The sequence below is a fragment of the Planococcus lenghuensis genome (assembly GCF_001999905.1).
Lineage (GTDB): Bacteria > Bacillota > Bacilli > Bacillales_A > Planococcaceae > Indiicoccus > Indiicoccus lenghuensis.
Genome location: NZ_CP019640.1, coordinates 2,551,600 through 2,567,127 on the forward strand (window position 1 = coordinate 2,551,600; position 15,528 = coordinate 2,567,127).

Annotated in this window: 13 protein-coding genes; 1 reads left to right on the top strand and 12 read right to left on the bottom strand. The window is 49.0% G+C overall.

Annotated elements, in window-relative coordinates; genetic code table 11:
- Positions 1–16: 16 nt before the first annotated feature.
- The 8 genes from ftsX to hpf all read right to left on the bottom strand — a co-directional run bounded on the left by ftsX (position 17) and on the right by hpf (position 10,261).
- Positions 17–901 carry a permease-like cell division protein FtsX gene (gene ftsX / locus B0X71_RS13075; RefSeq protein ID WP_077589837.1) on the bottom strand — a complete coding sequence of 295 codons (885 nt, stop codon included), beginning with the start codon at positions 899–901 and terminating at the stop codon, positions 17–19.
- Positions 891–1,577: a cell division ATP-binding protein FtsE gene (gene ftsE, locus B0X71_RS13080; RefSeq protein WP_077589838.1), complete on the bottom strand. Its 687-nt coding sequence runs from the start codon at positions 1,575–1,577 to the stop codon at positions 891–893. The genes ftsX and ftsE overlap by 11 nt, the downstream gene beginning before the upstream one ends.
- Before the next feature lie 391 nt (positions 1,578–1,968).
- Positions 1,969–2,445 (bottom strand): c-type cytochrome, encoded by a 477-nt coding sequence (locus B0X71_RS13085; protein ID WP_156889872.1) that lies wholly within the window; start codon positions 2,443–2,445, stop codon positions 1,969–1,971.
- Positions 2,446–2,483: 38 nt separating this feature from the next.
- On the bottom strand, positions 2,484–3,356 hold the full coding sequence (locus B0X71_RS13090; protein WP_077589839.1) for a YitT family protein: 873 nt from the start codon (positions 3,354–3,356) through the stop codon (positions 2,484–2,486).
- A 109-nt stretch (positions 3,357–3,465) separates the two neighbouring features.
- A protein-coding gene (gene prfB, locus B0X71_RS13095) for a peptide chain release factor 2 (protein WP_156889950.1) occupies positions 3,466–4,567 on the bottom strand; the annotation gives its coding sequence in 2 pieces (ribosomal slippage) (positions 3,466–4,494 and positions 4,496–4,567; 1,101 coding nt in all).
- Between the two features lie 58 nt (positions 4,568–4,625).
- Complete coding sequence (gene secA, locus B0X71_RS13100) at positions 4,626–7,148, bottom strand: preprotein translocase subunit SecA (RefSeq protein WP_077589841.1); 2,523 nt, start codon at positions 7,146–7,148, stop codon at positions 4,626–4,628.
- 87 nt (positions 7,149–7,235) lie between these two features.
- Positions 7,236–9,620: a putative bifunctional diguanylate cyclase/phosphodiesterase gene (locus B0X71_RS13105; protein ID WP_198038592.1), complete on the bottom strand. Its 2,385-nt coding sequence runs from the start codon at positions 9,618–9,620 to the stop codon at positions 7,236–7,238.
- A 77-nt stretch (positions 9,621–9,697) separates the two neighbouring features.
- Positions 9,698–10,261: a ribosome hibernation-promoting factor, HPF/YfiA family gene (gene hpf, locus B0X71_RS13110; protein WP_077589843.1), complete on the bottom strand. Its 564-nt coding sequence runs from the start codon at positions 10,259–10,261 to the stop codon at positions 9,698–9,700.
- Between the two features lie 127 nt (positions 10,262–10,388).
- Here hpf and B0X71_RS13115 point away from each other — a divergent pair, with 127 nt between their 5' ends.
- The gene (locus B0X71_RS13115; RefSeq protein ID WP_077589844.1) at positions 10,389–11,096 is read left to right on the top strand and encodes an SDR family NAD(P)-dependent oxidoreductase; all 708 of its coding nucleotides are present in this window, start codon (positions 10,389–10,391) and stop codon (positions 11,094–11,096) included.
- Positions 11,097–11,174: 78 nt separating this feature from the next.
- On the opposite strand, the gene B0X71_RS21410 is transcribed toward B0X71_RS13115, so the two are convergent.
- The 4 genes from B0X71_RS21410 to B0X71_RS13140 all read right to left on the bottom strand — a co-directional run bounded on the left by B0X71_RS21410 (position 11,175) and on the right by B0X71_RS13140 (position 15,325).
- Positions 11,175–11,828 carry a ComFC family protein gene (locus B0X71_RS21410; protein WP_077589845.1) on the bottom strand — a complete coding sequence of 218 codons (654 nt, stop codon included), beginning with the start codon at positions 11,826–11,828 and terminating at the stop codon, positions 11,175–11,177.
- Positions 11,825–13,150 carry an ATP-dependent helicase ComFA gene (locus B0X71_RS13125; RefSeq protein ID WP_077589846.1) on the bottom strand — a complete coding sequence of 442 codons (1,326 nt, stop codon included), beginning with the start codon at positions 13,148–13,150 and terminating at the stop codon, positions 11,825–11,827. Before B0X71_RS13125 ends, B0X71_RS21410 begins: the two co-directional genes overlap by 4 nt.
- Positions 13,151–13,391: 241 nt before the next feature.
- Positions 13,392–13,946, bottom strand: a complete 555-nt coding sequence (locus tag B0X71_RS13130) for a YybH family protein (RefSeq protein WP_077589847.1) — start codon at positions 13,944–13,946, stop codon at positions 13,392–13,394.
- Between the two features lie 446 nt (positions 13,947–14,392).
- Entirely contained in the window at positions 14,393–15,325 is a 933-nt protein-coding gene (locus B0X71_RS13140) for a nuclease-related domain-containing protein (RefSeq protein ID WP_198038593.1), read from the bottom strand.
- Between the last annotated feature and the right edge of the window lie 203 nt (positions 15,326–15,528).

The window sequence follows — 15,528 nt, forward strand, 5'->3', positions numbered from 1 at the left end:
ATCAACCATCTCTATTTTAGACTTTTAAGAATTTCCGTATTGACATAAAGCTGCCCCAGATACCGATAAAGACTCCCATGAGCAGGATCAATGCATTAACCTGATAAATAAATGGAGAGAACTCCAGCAGCTGGATCATCTCACCGCTGAGTCGGGGCTCTGCGTATAACGTGACATTATAGTAAAGCAACGTCACAAGAGCGACCGGCACAATTGCACCGAGAATACCGAGCCACATCCCTTCCAGAATAAACGGAATCCGTACAAACCAGTTGGTGGCTCCTACCAGTTTCATGATCTCAATCTCATGGCGCCTTGCCACAATTGTAATCCGGATTGTGTTTGAAATCAGGAACATTGCAGTAAACAACAACGCCAGAATCAGGCCAAGACCGATATTGCGGCTCAGGTTCAGGAAACTGAAAAGCTTTTCAATCTTGCCTTCTCCGTATTTTACATCTTCGATTCCCTGAAGGCTTGCCACTTGAGTTGCCACTGAAGCGGTCTGCTGAGGATCCGCAGCTTTGATATAGAAAACATCGTTCAAAGGATTGCTTTGATTGAACAGACTGAGTTCATCGCCATAATCCGTAATCAGTTCCTGCAACTCATCTTCTTTTGTAGCATATGCGACCGACTCAACTCCCGGAAGCTGACCGATTACCGTTTCCAGGTTGCCTGCTGTACTTTCATCGGCGGTTAATGTCACGAACGCTTTGATCTCCACATCGTTTTCCAGATCATCTGCCACTTTGTTTAAGTTCATCATAATGACCATAAAGACTCCGACGAGGAGCAGGGTGACAGTCACTGCGCTTACAGATGCGAAAGTCATCCATGCATTGCGGCCGAGGCTTTTAAAGCTTTCCCGGAAATGGCGGAATGTCGTTCTAGGCTTCATAGCCGTAGTCACCTCCGGCTACATCCCGGACAACAAGCCCGTCTTCGATTGCTATGACTCTGTGCCGGATTGCATTTACAACTTCCCGGTTATGCGTCGCCATAATAATTGTTGTGCCGCGTGCATTGATCTGCTCAAACAGTCTCATGATCTCCCATGAGGTATCCGGATCCAGATTCCCGGTCGGTTCATCTGCAATGACCACTTTGGGAATATTGACGATGGACCGGGCGATCGCTATGCGCTGCTGTTCACCGCCGGATAATTCTGCCGGCAGCATTTTCGCTTTATGTTCAAGTCCGACCATCTGTAGAACTTCCATTACCCGCCGCCTGATGGCTGCCGGTGATGTTTCGATGACTTCAAGGGCAAAAGCGATGTTCTCATAAACAGTCAGGCGCGGAAGAAGCTTAAAATCCTGAAACACAACGCCAATCTGACGTCGCAAGTAAGGAACCCGCTTGCTTTTCAGTTTTGCCAGGCTTAGGCCATTCACCATAATCTGCCCGGCTGACGGTTTTTCTTCCCGGTAAATCATTTTGATGAATGTGGATTTCCCCGCACCGCTTGGCCCGACTACATATACGAATTCTCCCTGGTTGATTTCCAGGTTAACGCCGTTTAAGGAGACAATTCCATTCGGATACTTCTTATATACATTTTTTAACTGGATCATGAATTTACCACCTATAAGTAATCAGCCGATTATTACTATATGTAAAACCGGCAGACTCATTATAACATTTGAATCCTCTTGAATTATTACATTTATGTATCAATTCTGCTTCATTCTTTCCTCCTTTTTGCTTCTATAGACTTATTTCTATAATCGGTTGTATGCCCTTTTTCACACTGCTCTTATTCTGTTCGACATATACCGGCTATCTCCTCTTTCCTTAGTCCAATTGACAGGCCTTTCTGAATTTTTTCTCGTTTATTGCAACCGGTCAACAACTCTCCTTTCTTTCGGGCTTGGTCATTGGCTGATGCTATGGCCGCAAAAGAAAATGCAGAAAGCCTGTTAATTCAAGGCTGTCTGCATTATGAATTTCAGCTATTATCAGGTTTTATTGGAGCGTTGATAAATATTCCGCCACTGCTTCCGCTTCTGCGCCGGTAATGATTTCAGCGGGCATGGCTCCCGGTCCTTCGTGAATCACAGTGAGAATTTCATCAGACGACAAGCGGGATCCGACGTCATTCAGTGCCGGGATACCTCCGACTCCTGCTAAATCCGCTCCATGACACGATGAACAGTTTTGCTGAATAATCTGTTCAGCATCAACAGTTGCGACTCCTTCAGAGCCTGCATCCCCTTCCGCGTCATCTTCACCAATTGCATCATCCGGAGATTCAGCCACAATATCTTCTTCATCTTCCTCGACCACTTCTTCAGCTGCTTCTTCTGTATCTTCTTCAACCGGATCTTCTTCAGGAGCATCCTCTGTCAGTTCATCTGATTCTGTGAAATCCGCTTCTTCTTCGCCGCATGCCCCTAATAAAAGTGCTGAACCAAAAACCATAGCCATCAAGTATTTTCTCATGATATACGACTCCTCCTGTCTGTTCTGTATATGCCAGTTCAAGCACGCGTGAAACCTTCCCCGAGCACTTCAGAGGCATCGGACACAATGACGAACGCCGTCGGGTCCACTCGCTTCACCAGTTGTTTCAGCCGGGAAAATTCTGTCTGATGCACGACCACCATCACAACCGGTTTTTCCGTCTCCGTGTATCCGCCTGTAGCTGCCAGTTTCGTTACACCACGGTCAATGTCCTCATAAATCGCATCGCGGATCGCTTCTTGTCTATTAGTTATGATATACACTAATTTGGATCTTCCTAAACCGACTTGCACAAGATCGATTGTCTTTGTTGTTACATATAAACCGATAAGTGCATACAGTCCTTGTTCAATATCGAAAACGGCGGCAGCCGCCAGCACAATCAGGCCGTCAATCAGCGCAACGCTCGTTCCGAGTGTGAAGCCGGTATACTTGGTGATGATTTGCGCGGCAAGATCCGTTCCGCCAGTGGAAGCATTCCCGCGGAATACAGCACCAAGTCCCAATCCGACCCCGATTCCGCCGAATAAGGCACCAAGCAGCGGGTTAAGGGTCCATGGTTCCCATGAATCTGTCATGAATACAATAAACGGCAAAAAAATCGTCCCGACTGCTGTTTTAATCCCAAATTGCTTACCAAGCAGGATTACTCCTGAAATGAATAATGGAATATTCATTGACCATTGGACAAACGCCGGTTCCCACCCCCACAAGCCATACAGAATGGTGCTGATTCCGCTGACTCCGCCGGATGCCACTTCATTTGGCAAGAGGAAAACATTGAACGCAATAGCGACACAGGCGGAACCCGCCAGTACCAGTATGTACTCTGTTACGGCTGATAAGAGCGGATGCGGCTCTTTCTGAATTCGTTTATTTTTTCTTTGCACGGTCCTGTTGCCTCTTTTCTTCTCTAGTTCGGTCCTGAACGAGTATAGCAGACAGATCTGCAGATGTGAACTTCACCCGAATAAAGAAAAAAGCGCCCGAAGACGCAGTTTACTGCATCTTCGAACGCAAATAGGAATTGATGAATCCGTCGATATCTCCATCCATTACGGCTTGGAGGTTTCCGGTTTCATGGTTCGTCCGGTGGTCTTTCACCATTGAATACGGATGGAATACATAAGAACGGATCTGGCTTCCCCATCCGATCTCTTTTTGTTCTCCACGGATCTCCGCCATCTGAGCTTCCTGCTCTTCAATCTTCAACGCATACAATTTAGCTTTCAACATATTCATGGCCTTTTCCCGGTTTTTGATCTGAGAACGTTCCTGCTGACAGGAAACAACTGCGCCCGTCGGGATATGCGTGATCCGTACAGCGGAATCGGTTGTATTGATATGCTGACCGCCTGCCCCACTGGCCCGGTACGTATCGACTTTCAAGTCTTCTGTCCGGATCTCGATTTCAATTTCTTCATTGAACTCGGGCATAACATCAATCGATACAAACGATGTGTGCCGACGACCGGATGAATCGAACGGCGAAATCCGGACAAGCCGGTGAACGCCTTTTTCCGCTTTCAGATAACCATACGCGTTATGACCTTTAAAACCCAAGGTAACGGATTTGATGCCGGCTTCATCACCCGGCAGGTAATCCAGTGTCTCTACTTTGAACCCGCGCTTTTCTCCCCAGCGGGTATACATCCGCAGCAGCATTGAACCCCAGTCCTGCGATTCAGTGCCGCCTGCTCCCGGGTGCAGCTCAAGGATCGCGTTGTTTTTGTCATACGGTTCACTCAGGAGCAGCTGTAATTCAAAATCATCCAATTTCGCTGTGTACTCCTTCAGCTCGGTGCCGAGTTCCTCCTGCAGTTCTGTGTCCGCTTCTTCCCGGAGCAATTCAAGCGTCATTTCCAAGTTTTCCTGCGTCTCCTCGAATCCCCGGTAGGTGCCCACCAGATCCTTCAGACCATTTAATTCGGATATAACGGACTGGGCGCTATCCTGGTCATTCCAAAAGTCAGGATCCAGCATCATTTCATCGAGTTCCTGTATGCGTGCCTCTTTGTTCTCTAAGTCAAAGAGACCCCCTGTAGTCCGCCAATTTTCCGGCTGTATTGTCTAGCTCGTTACGTACTTCTGCTAATTCCATCATGTGTGATGATCCTCCTCATAATAAGACCGAAGAGCACTGGCTCTTCGGCTTGGTGTTACTGCTGGGCAGCTTCTGCCCCATGACAGTTTTTGAATTTCTTGCCGCTGCCGCAAGGGCACAGTGCATTGCGGCCGATGGTCATTGCTTTTCTGGCCGGCATGCGCTTTTTCTTTTCTGTCCCTTGTTCTTTCGGATTCACTGCCTGGCTCTTCGCTACTTCCTGACGCTCCAGGTTATCGCGGATTTCCGCCTTCAGTGCATATTTGGCAACATCTTCATCAATGGATTCCACCATCGCTTCAAACATTGCGAATCCTTCATTCTGATACTCACGAAGCGGATCATTCTGTCCATATGCCCGCAGATGGATTCCTTGGCGCAGCTGATCCATTGCATCGATATGGTCTGTCCATTTTGTATCGATCGTGCGGAGCAGGACGACTTTTTCAAACTCACGCATGCGTTCGGGTGTCAGTTCCGCTTCTTTTTCATTATAGTACCGGATTGCCTCCTGCTGTACAAGGCTGATCAGCTCTTCCTGTGACTTCCCGTCAAGGTCCTGCAGCGACAGTCGGTCTTCAGGCAGAAGATTGGCATGGATTACATCAAGCAACGTCTTTAGGTGCCATTCCGCCTGGCTTTCCCCTTGCGTATACGACTGGACAGTGCGACGGATTGTGCGGCTGATCATATCTTCGACAAGCCCGCGCATGTTCTCTGTTTCCAGCACTTCCATGCGTTCCTTGTAAATGACTTCACGTTGCTGTCGCAGCACGTCGTCATACTGAAGCAGTCGTTTCCGCGCATCGAAGTTATTGCCCTCCACCCGTTTCTGGGCGGACTCGACTGCACGGGATACCATGCGGGACTGCAGCGGCTGGGAATCGTCCATGCCAAGCCGTCCCATCATTGTGCGCATCGAGTCAGATCCGAACCGGCGCATAAGATCATCTTCAAGCGACAGATAGAACTGAGTAACACCCGGATCTCCCTGACGGCCTGAACGGCCGCGAAGCTGATTATCGATCCGGCGGGATTCATGCCGCTCGGTCCCGATGACAGCCAGACCTCCGGCTTCGGTGACCCCTTCTCCGAGCTTGATATCGGTTCCGCGCCCCGCCATGTTGGTCGCGATCGTAACGGCACCTTTCTGTCCGGCATCCAGAATGATTTCTGCTTCTGTGCCGTGGTTCTTGGCGTTCAGCACGCTATGCTTGATGCCATACTTCGTCAGGTAATTCGAGATGATTTCCGATGTCTCGATTGCGACTGTACCGACGAGCACCGGCTGACCGTTCTTGTGCCGGTCCCGGATATCTTCTGCAACGGCTTTATATTTGCCTTCGATGGTCGCAAAGATTAAGTCCGGGTGATCTTGACGGATTACCGGTTTGTTCGTCGGAATAGACACAACATTCATATTGTAAATATTGCGGAATTCCTCTTCTTCCGTTTTCGCTGTACCTGTCATACCGGACAGTTTGTCATACCGGCGGAAGTAGTTCTGGAACGTAATCGTGGCCATTGTCATCGATTCGTTCTGAATTTCGAGTCCTTCTTTCGCTTCGATCGCCTGGTGCAGTCCATCAGAGTAGCGGCGCCCTTTCATGAGGCGTCCGGTGAACTGGTCAACAATAATCACTTCTTCTTCCTGCACAACGTAATCAACGTCCTTATGCATGGTGACATGCGCTTTAAGTGACTGGTTAATGGCATGATTCAGCCGAACATGGGCAATATCGAACAGGTTATCGATTCCGAATGCCTTTTCAGCCTTTTCGATGCCATCTTCCGTCAACACTACACCTTTTGTTGTTTCATCATAGGAATAATCAGTATCCTTGTTCAGCATGCTGGCGAACTGGTTCGCCTGCACATAGAGCTGGGCTGCCTTGGCTGCAGCGCCGGAAATGATCAGCGGCGTCCGCGCTTCATCGATCAAAATCGAGTCCACTTCATCAATGACGGCATAATGAAGCGGGCGCTGCACCATATGCTCTTTATAAAGCACCATATTATCCCGCAAATAATCGAACCCAAGTTCATTGTTCGTGCTATACATGACATCCGTCTCGTAAGCAGCCCGCTTTTCTTCTTTCGTCAGTCCGCTTTGATTTAAGCCGACCGTCAGTCCGAGCCACTGATACAGCTGCCCCATTTCCTCAGCATCCCGGCTGGCAAGGTATTCATTGACTGTAACGACGTGGGTGCCTTTTTTCGTCAGAGCATTCAGGTAGATTGCGAGCGTCGATGTCAGCGTCTTCCCTTCACCCGTCCGCATCTCGGCGATATTACCGCCGTGAAGCGCAGCAGCACCCATAAGCTGAACGCGGAAAGGATAAAGGCCAAGCACGCGCTTTGCCGCCTCCCTTACAGTCGCAAAAGCTTCCGGCAGGAGGTCATCCAGTGACTCTCCTTTTTCATGGCGTTCCATGAATTCCGCTGTTTTTGCCTGCAGTTCCTCATCAGACAGCGCCTCAAATTGCGAGGCGAGCGCTTCAACACTGTCAGCTGTCTTTTCCAGTTTCTTCAGATCACGTTTATTTGGATCAAATACTTTATTTAAAACTCCAAGCATGTATAACCGCTCCCTGCTTAATTTACCTCGATAAGTTTCAACGTACATTTTACCACTTTCACTTGATGTGAAGCAAATAGTTGACCGCTAGTTCTTGCGGGCAGCCAGGAACCGCAAAAGGTCATTAAACGGAAGCGGGCGGCTCACCAGGTATCCTTGCACCGATTCAGCCTTCCAGCTTTTCAAAAGGGCCAGTTCCTCATCCTGTTCCACCCCTTCAGCCACGACTTTCATATCAAGTGCCTTTGCAAGCTCGATAACCGTATGGACAATTGCCTGCATATGCGGTTCTTCTGCCATCCGGCTAATAAATGTGCGATCGATTTTCAAGCGGTCAACCGGAAGTATCCGCAAGTAATTCAGTGATGAATAACCTGAACCGAAATCATCCAATGCCACTTTGATGCCGATTGCCTTCAGTGCATAAAGTGTCCGGCGCGCTTCATTGATACGGTCAACAATAACCGATTCCGTAATTTCAATTTCAAGCGCTTCAGGAGGGTAGCCATAAAAAGCGAGAAGCCTTTCGATTTTCCGGGGCAAATGGTGGTCATGCAATTGCCGCACATTCAGGTTGACAGATACCGTTCCGATTTCAGGATGCTGTCTCAGCAGATCACTTCCCAGCCGGATGCTCTCCTCCATAACCCATTCATCAATACTTGTAATTTGCCCGCTTTGTTCTGCCACAGGGATGAATTCACTCGGACTGATTAATCCCTGTACCGGATGATTCCACCGAAGTAATGTCTCCACCCCATTCAGCCTGCCTGACGCCAGATCAAGCTGCGGCTGAAAGTGCAGCACCAGCTCGTCGTTGTCAATCGCAGTCCGCAGACCCCGTTCAATCGAATTTCGCGCGGCAACTTTCTGTTTCATATCATCGCCAAAAAATAAAATGCGGTCCCGGCCGGCTTCTTTAGCCTCAGACAGAGCCGTGTCGGCAGCAGCCAGCAACTCTTCTTTATTGGCTGCATCGTACGGATATACCGAAACTCCGATTGTCGCTGTCATATACACCAATTGTCCTCGCACCTCGTAAGGCTCTGTCAGCCGGGCATGCAATTCTTTCATATGCAGATGAAGCAGCGCAATATCTTCAACTGTCGCCCGGAGCACAAGGATGAATTCATCTCCGCTGAAGCGCCCGATGAAAGTTTCATCTGTCATAAACTCATTGCGCAGCCGCTGACTGAATTGCACCAGCAGCTCATCCCCGAATGTGTGTCCGCTGATATCATTGATCTGTTTGAAGCGGTCAAGGTCAAGAAAAGCGATGGCGACCACTTGATCTGACTCTTCCGCTTTCCGTATAGCTGCAGTGATCACTTCTTCCGTATGGTAGCGGTTTGGCATGTCTGTCAGATTGTCATACAGCGCCTGATAATTCATCTCGGCAACCTGCTCATGAATCCGCTCGGCAAGACGCTTCACCGCTCTGGCTATCGCTCCGACTTCATCGCCCCGGCTGAGCGCTGCAGAAATCTGATGGCCCGGAACTTCAGCCTTGCTTATGTCATGAAGCAGCACCGGGATTTCCCGCAGCAAATATTTTAATACTGCAAGGATTGTCAGGAGAACCGCCACCACGCCCACCAGCCAGACCAGAAGGGAAAACGACCGGAGTTCCTCGATCGGCTCAAGCGCGACTGATGCCGGAATTGCGCTGATCACAGACCAGTTCAATGTCGGAACCTGGACTCTCTCTGCAAGCAGCAAGCCATTTGCCGTGGAGATCTGCTGCACCTCTCCTACAGGTAAATCCTCATTGTTCAGCACTTCTCCCAAACGGGCGGGATCATAAATCACGTCCCCTTCCTCTGACAGAATCAGCAGTTGCTGATCGAATGACTGAATCGAATCAAGGACAGGCAGAATTGCTTCCAGGTATATATCCAGCCCGACAAAACCGAGTCGTCCTTCTTGGTCTATCACTGGATGTATGACGCTGACTGTCGGTTTCGATGTCAGCAGATCCGTGTAAGGCCGCGAATATGTAGTGTCGAGGCTATTTGTCGCCTCTTCAAACCAAGGCCGTTGGAGCGGCGCAGTTTCGACAAGCTGTTCTCCATGATCAGCGATCAAAAATCGTTCTTCAGTATGCGATACCCAGACCGAGCCGATTCCTTCACTGCTTTCCTGAATCTTCGTTACCGCTTCATTCAGCTGAGAATAATATGGATTTGCTGCTATGCCGTTTCCATCTGCAACAGCCAGGAAATCAGCTGTCAGCGGCCGCTTTGCCAGTTGACGGGCAATTTCCCCATTCAACTCCAGCTGTTTTGAAATATCCAGCGCTGTCAATTCACTTTTCAGCAGCAATTCATGTTCAATATGTTCCAGTAGGTAATTCTCATAGCGTTCTGTTGAGACAGCGGCCAGTAATAGCAGCACTACCAGTACGGCAACCAGCATTACGACCGCCACTTTTCCCGTCAGCCCCGTCTTTACGTCTTTCACTTTCCTTCCCATGCCGCCCTCCTTACCACTAGCCATGTTTTCAAGAACAAAAAAAGCCTCTCCGGGTTTAAGAGAGGCTTTCAACTTCGTCAGCTTGTTTCAATCAGCCCGTATGTGCCGTCTTTCCGTTTGTAAACAATATTCGTGCCATTGGAATCTGCATCTGTAAAGACGTAAAAATTATGACCCAGCATGTTCATCTGAAGCACAGCTTCCTCTTCGTCCATTGGCTTCAGATCAAACTGTTTTGTCCGGACGATTGTCAGGTCTTCTTCATCTTCTTCAGCGATCCGCTGCTGCTGCGCTTCGTTTTCAAGCGCTGCGAAAGCAACTCCGATTCCGTCGCGGTCACGGAACTTACGATTTACCCGGGTCTTGTATTTGCGGATCTGCCGTTCAAGTTTATCAACAATCAAATCTACTGCCGCATACAGATCATTGTGGCGTTCTTCTGCGCGCAGTGTTAGATTTTTCATCGGAATCGTGACTTCCACTTTTGTTTGAGCGTTATTGTATGTTCGCACGTTCACGTTCGCTGTAGCGTTTGTGCCCTCTGGAAAATAACGTTCGACTTTTTCTACCTTCCGTTCAATATGTTCACGGATTGCCGGTGTAACGTCGATGTTTTCTCCTCGGATGTTATATTGTAACATACAAATTCCTCCTTTATTAAATGCATACTGTACCATTCTATTTTTCCCCACCGACCTCCTGCATGAAACATAAAAAGTTTTAGCCTGCGATGTAATAGGTAAACTGACATCAAGGAGGGGACAAATTATGTTCGAGCAAAAGACTGTGATTGTTACAGGTGCCGCACAAGGCATCGGCCGAAGTGTAGCTGAGCACTTCGCCGAAAAGGGGGCCCGGGTCATCGGGCTTGATATTGAAAGTGCGTCGGCTGCGTCCATCGATTTCTGGAAATGTGATGTCGGGGATTTTGAAGACGTGACCCGGACGTTTATGGAAATCAATGAAGAATACGGAGCCATCCACGCACTCGTGAATAACGCCGGAATTTCTGAATTTAAATCGCTCTGGGAAGTGAGTGAAGCAGACTGGGACCGTGTGCTCGATACCAATTTGAAAAGTGTCTTTATCTGCAGCCGTGAAGCTGCCCGTTATATGACGGAAGACGTACGGGCTATCGTCAATATGGCATCAACCCGGGCATTCATGTCCGAACCGGACACTGAAAGCTACGCCGCATCCAAAGGCGGCATTTTCGCACTGACCCACGCCCTTGCCGCCACACTCAGCGAAAGGAATATCCGCGTAAATTCCATCGCGCCGGGCTGGATTCATAATGGAGATCCTGATGACCTGCGCCCGCAGGACCATTCGCAGCATTGGAGCGGACGCGCCGGCCGACCGGATGATATTGCGCGGGCCTGCCTCTTTCTATGCAATCCAGATAATGAGTTTATCACTGGAGAAAACCTGCGGATCGATGGCGGCATGACCAGAAAAATGATTTACGAACATTGAGATTCCCGCCCGCCACCTGGCTGGCGGGTTTTTCTGAATTGATTTCACTTTAATTTGCTGTCCTGCCATCAGAATCATTTATCCGCGAATCAGCGTGAAAACAAGAATCTCTTCAGCACCGGCTTGCCGCAACACTTTTGCTGCATGACGCAATGTCGTGCCGGTCGTGTATAAATCATCAGCAATCGTTACACGTTTCGGCACTTCCGCTCCATTCCATTTGAATAGAAGAGGTGAAGCCAGCCGTTCCTGTCTCGTCTTTTTCCCTTGGATGCCGCCCTCCTTCACAAGGGTTTGCAGATACGGCAGCCTTGCAGCATCGAGCATGCGCTCCACTTGCGGAAAAGTTCGTTCCCGTTCGCGTTCTTCATTCATCGGCACCGGTACGATGAATCGTCCTTTCAACGCGTCATGAAGCACAGGAGCGAAAACAGCAGCGAGCGCTTCATCTTTAAGAAATTTATATTGATGCAAGTAACGTTGCATCGCTTCGTTATACATAAAGAGACTCTTGCCGCCGGAAATCAGTCCGGCATATTTCGTCCGCTCCCACATCCGGCACTCCGGACATAAATTAGCTGATGAAATTCCGCAAACAGGACAGACCGGTCCTGTGATCCGGCTGAATCCCTGTTCACAGCGGGCACAAATGACTTTGCCGATATCCCGGCAGAACATCGTCCGCCAGGAGACCTGCATAGCCATCCGGCGGTCACAGAGCAGGCAATTCATGAAAAGCCCTCCGTATTGTAGAGCCGGATCAGCCGTCGGGCACTGTCCATTTTCCGGGAAATTCCGTTATGGAAAAAAAGCACATCCCCGGTCGGCTGCTCTGCCGACCGACCAGCCCTCCCTGCAATCTGAATAAGCGCGGCCGCCGTAAAAATCGCTTCATCCGCTCCAACGACAGCCACTTGAACGTTGGGAATTGTAATGCCGCGTTCCAGAATGGTCGAAGTCACCAATCCTGGCACCTCCTGATTCCGCAGCTGCAGTACTTTCTGTTTCCGGTCCGGGTCTTCCGCATAAACTGCCTGAATGCGCGGATCAAGTGCCTGGAATAGCGGAATCGTTTCTTCGATGAGTTCAATGGTCGGCAGGAATAGCAGGAACGGCTGCCGGTTTCGCAATTTTTCTTCCAGCCAGGATTTGAGTTTCGGCGGAATGGTTTTTCTGCGGAACGCTTTCCGGTAATTCCATAGAGACCGGTACTCCGATTCAGGAAGCGGATGGCCATGATAGCGCCTGAAGATGCGGGACTGATTTCGAACCGATCGTAGCATTGCATTTGACGGTGTGGCAGTCACATACGCAACCGGGGCATCCGGCTTTTTCGCTTTCTGTACGGCATACTGCAATGCCTGATCGGCGGAGTAAGGAAATGCATCGGCTTCATCGACTATCATGAAACCAAAAGCCTCTTGAAACCGGTACAATTGATGGGTCGTAGCGATGACGAGCTGGGCAAAACCGGTTTCTTTTGGTGCATCGCCGTACAGCGTATGTATGACAGTACCGGGAAAAGCCTCTTTCAGCCGCGGGGCAAGTTCAAGAACGACATCCGTGCGGGGAGCTGCCAGGCATACCCGCTTGTTTTTCAATAATGCCGCATAGATCGGCGGAAACAAAAGCTCGGTCTTACCAGCACCGCATACTGCGTAGATCAAATGGTCTTCGTTCCGTTCAAGACTGGCAAGCAATTCATCAGAGGCCTGCTTTTGAGGTGAAGTGAGCGTGCCATTCCATGCAAATGAATGGACGCATGAAGGGGATAAAGAAGGATCTGCCCAGGTAATCAGTTCGGTGCAGGAACTGACCCGCCCCATGGTAAGACAATGCCGGCAGTACAAACAATCTGCCTGGCACCGGGCACAGCGGAATTTCACAATGTGCCGGGTATTTTTTTCGAGGCAGCGGGCACATTGCTTATCCGTAATTCCAGGAATAACCTTGATTTTTCCGCTGAGGATCAGTGCATCTATCTCATCAGCAGGAAATGGTGTATGTTCACGAAGCCAAATCCGCCCTGTCAGAAACACTTCTATTTCATCCATTCGCAAGTTCCTTTCTTTTTATAGTAGGTTCTGTTAAAGAATAATGTTGTTTTTTACTACAAAAAATCTGGAGCAAAAAGCGGAAACGCCTGCAGAAAAGCGAGGCGCTGAAATCCACTCGGGCTTTTAAGTCCGAGTTAGTTCAGTGTAAGCCCGCGGCAAGTGGAGCTATTTTGCGGAAAATCAACAGAGATATTTAACATAGCTTTGTAGTAAAAAATCTCCCGCCATTGCAGGAGATTCACTGGTTACCGATAAAATGAAGGGCCGATACGCGCCACTCGCCATCTTCTTTTTCAAATACAACAACTTGTCTGCCCGTCTGCTCGATCGTGTTATCCGTTTCTGCATCAACCATCGTAACATCAATAACAGCGAATACTTCCGCCCGATCTTCTTCGTACTTCACAATTGTCATATCACTCGGTTCATATGTTGTTTCATACTGTTCAAATGTATCCAGCAGCAACTCTTTATCCGCTTCCCGGTCAAATCCTTCCGGGTCATCGGCGAGTACGTTCATGAACGCATCAATATCTTCAGCATTGAAGGCGTTAATGTATGCGTTATAAGCTTCAAGAAGTACTACTTCTTCTCCTGCCGGCACATCCGCGGCAATCGGTGTCCCGTCTTCATCGAGCGTAAACCCGACCGTATCATCTTCCACGCCGTGACCTATGGCATCATTTGTATTTTCATACCCGGCTTCAGCTGTATCTGCATTCTGTGTTTCTTCATCTGCTGAACAGCCGGCTAATAAACCCATTGCGCCTGCAGCAAGCAACCATTTTTTCATCATGCATTCCTCCTGCGGTTATTTTTGCACAACCGGAGCCCCTATTCAACTTGCATGCGGCTGGAATATGCAATGTGTGGCAGGATTGTGGCGCAGTTTGGGTATGTTACTTGCGAATTTTTCACAGTTACTTGCGAATTTTTCACAGTTACTTGCGAATTTTTCACAGTTACTTGCGAAAGCGGCTTCGTTTCTTGCGAATTGGAAAACACTTGCGATACTCCCCCGGTTACTTGCGAATGCGCCGGATTTACTTGCGAAAACGGCTTCGTTTCTTGCGAATTGGAAAACACTTGCGATACTCCCCCGGTTACTTGCGAACATGCCGCATTTACTTGCGAAAACAGCTCAATTTCTTGCGAATCGGAAAACACTTGCGAAATTCCCCCCGGTTACTTGCGAACACAGTACATTTACTTGCAAATGCAGCTCAGTTTCTTGCAGGTTCATCTTTTCAATAAATACTTACTATCCCTGAATGTTCCGATGCGTTCCAGATCCATGCTCCGCAATAATCTCCCTGCTGCATGCACACTCGTTAATCCCAGCATTTCCCGCGCGTCCCGGTTTGTTATCGGTTCCCCTGTAATCAGCAGCCAATCCCGCACAGTCCGTTCGTGCGCAGCTTTCTCTTTTGCTCCGCATCCGCAAATCCAGCAGCCATGCAACCGCTTCATGCCAAGCCGGCCGCACGCATTACACCACACACCTGTTTTCATCCTTGAAATGGGAAACCTCTTATCCAAGTGAAACGGCGGATGCACAAAAGGCCGATGGAACCTGATTAGCTCATCTGCAATTTTTTGCATTTCAGCTGGATGCATCATCCAGGCTTCTTCCGCCAGACGACTCATAAAAAGGGGTAGCTGGTGGGAGAATAACACAACCTGCGAAGATGGAATATTTTCCGGAATTTGTTTCGCATAGGAAAACACGAGGATGGACCGGAGCGGCACAATGAGTTTATGGCGCATGAGCCATTCCTCGAAGAGCCACGAATGTGTTTCCATTTGCTCGAGCGGGCTCTTTATGCCGGCTCTTGAACCATCTTCTTTTAACTGAACCGCCTGTTGTGGATTTTGTCTGATCTGCGTGCGGCCACCCAGGTTTTTCACTTCAAATACATAGATGCACCACGGCGTAATCATGACGGAGTCCAGCTGGAACGGAAATACAGATTCCAGCGATACATCATGCAAAATCAGATGCGGAAACTTCGGCTCACACTGCTCCATGTAATAATCGAACCGTTCTTCCCCACCCACACCGGCGCAGACACTCTGGTACTCTTTTTCGAGAGCATCGCTTCCAGGAAATCTGCGCATCAGCACTTCCAGCCGTTCTTTATCCGCCGGCTCACCTCTCATCTTTACAAGCAATAGCCTCCCTCTTTTCCGCTCTAATGTAGCACGCCGCTTATCATTCGCCAATAGCATTCAGCAAACCCGTATTTTCAAGCTATCTATGCCGGCAAATCGGTATTTTCAGACACTTCCATCTGCTTTCCCCACACTTTCTGAATTAAAAAGCCGATATTTTTCCATGCAAAAACCCGCAGCACGATGCTGCGGGTTTATGAAAA

Coding starts and splice junctions, on each gene's coding strand:
- hpf (WP_077589843.1), bottom strand. CDS start 10,261: ATGTTACAATATAACATCCGAGGAGAAAACATCGACGTTACACCGGCA.
- ftsX (WP_077589837.1), bottom strand. CDS start 901: ATGAAGCCTAGAACGACATTCCGCCATTTCCGGGAAAGCTTTAAAAGC.
- B0X71_RS13105 (WP_198038592.1), bottom strand. CDS start 9,620: ATGGGAAGGAAAGTGAAAGACGTAAAGACGGGGCTGACGGGAAAAGTG.
- B0X71_RS13130 (WP_077589847.1), bottom strand. CDS start 13,946: ATGAAAAAATGGTTGCTTGCTGCAGGCGCAATGGGTTTATTAGCCGGC.
- ftsE (WP_077589838.1), bottom strand. CDS start 1,577: ATGATCCAGTTAAAAAATGTATATAAGAAGTATCCGAATGGAATTGTC.
- B0X71_RS13125 (WP_077589846.1), bottom strand. CDS start 13,150: ATGGATGAAATAGAAGTGTTTCTGACAGGGCGGATTTGGCTTCGTGAA.
- B0X71_RS13085 (WP_156889872.1), bottom strand. CDS start 2,445: ATGAGAAAATACTTGATGGCTATGGTTTTTGGTTCAGCACTTTTATTA.
- B0X71_RS13115 (WP_077589844.1), top strand. CDS start 10,389: ATGTTCGAGCAAAAGACTGTGATTGTTACAGGTGCCGCACAAGGCATC.
- B0X71_RS21410 (WP_077589845.1), bottom strand. CDS start 11,828: ATGAATTGCCTGCTCTGTGACCGCCGGATGGCTATGCAGGTCTCCTGG.
- secA (WP_077589841.1), bottom strand. CDS start 7,148: ATGCTTGGAGTTTTAAATAAAGTATTTGATCCAAATAAACGTGATCTG.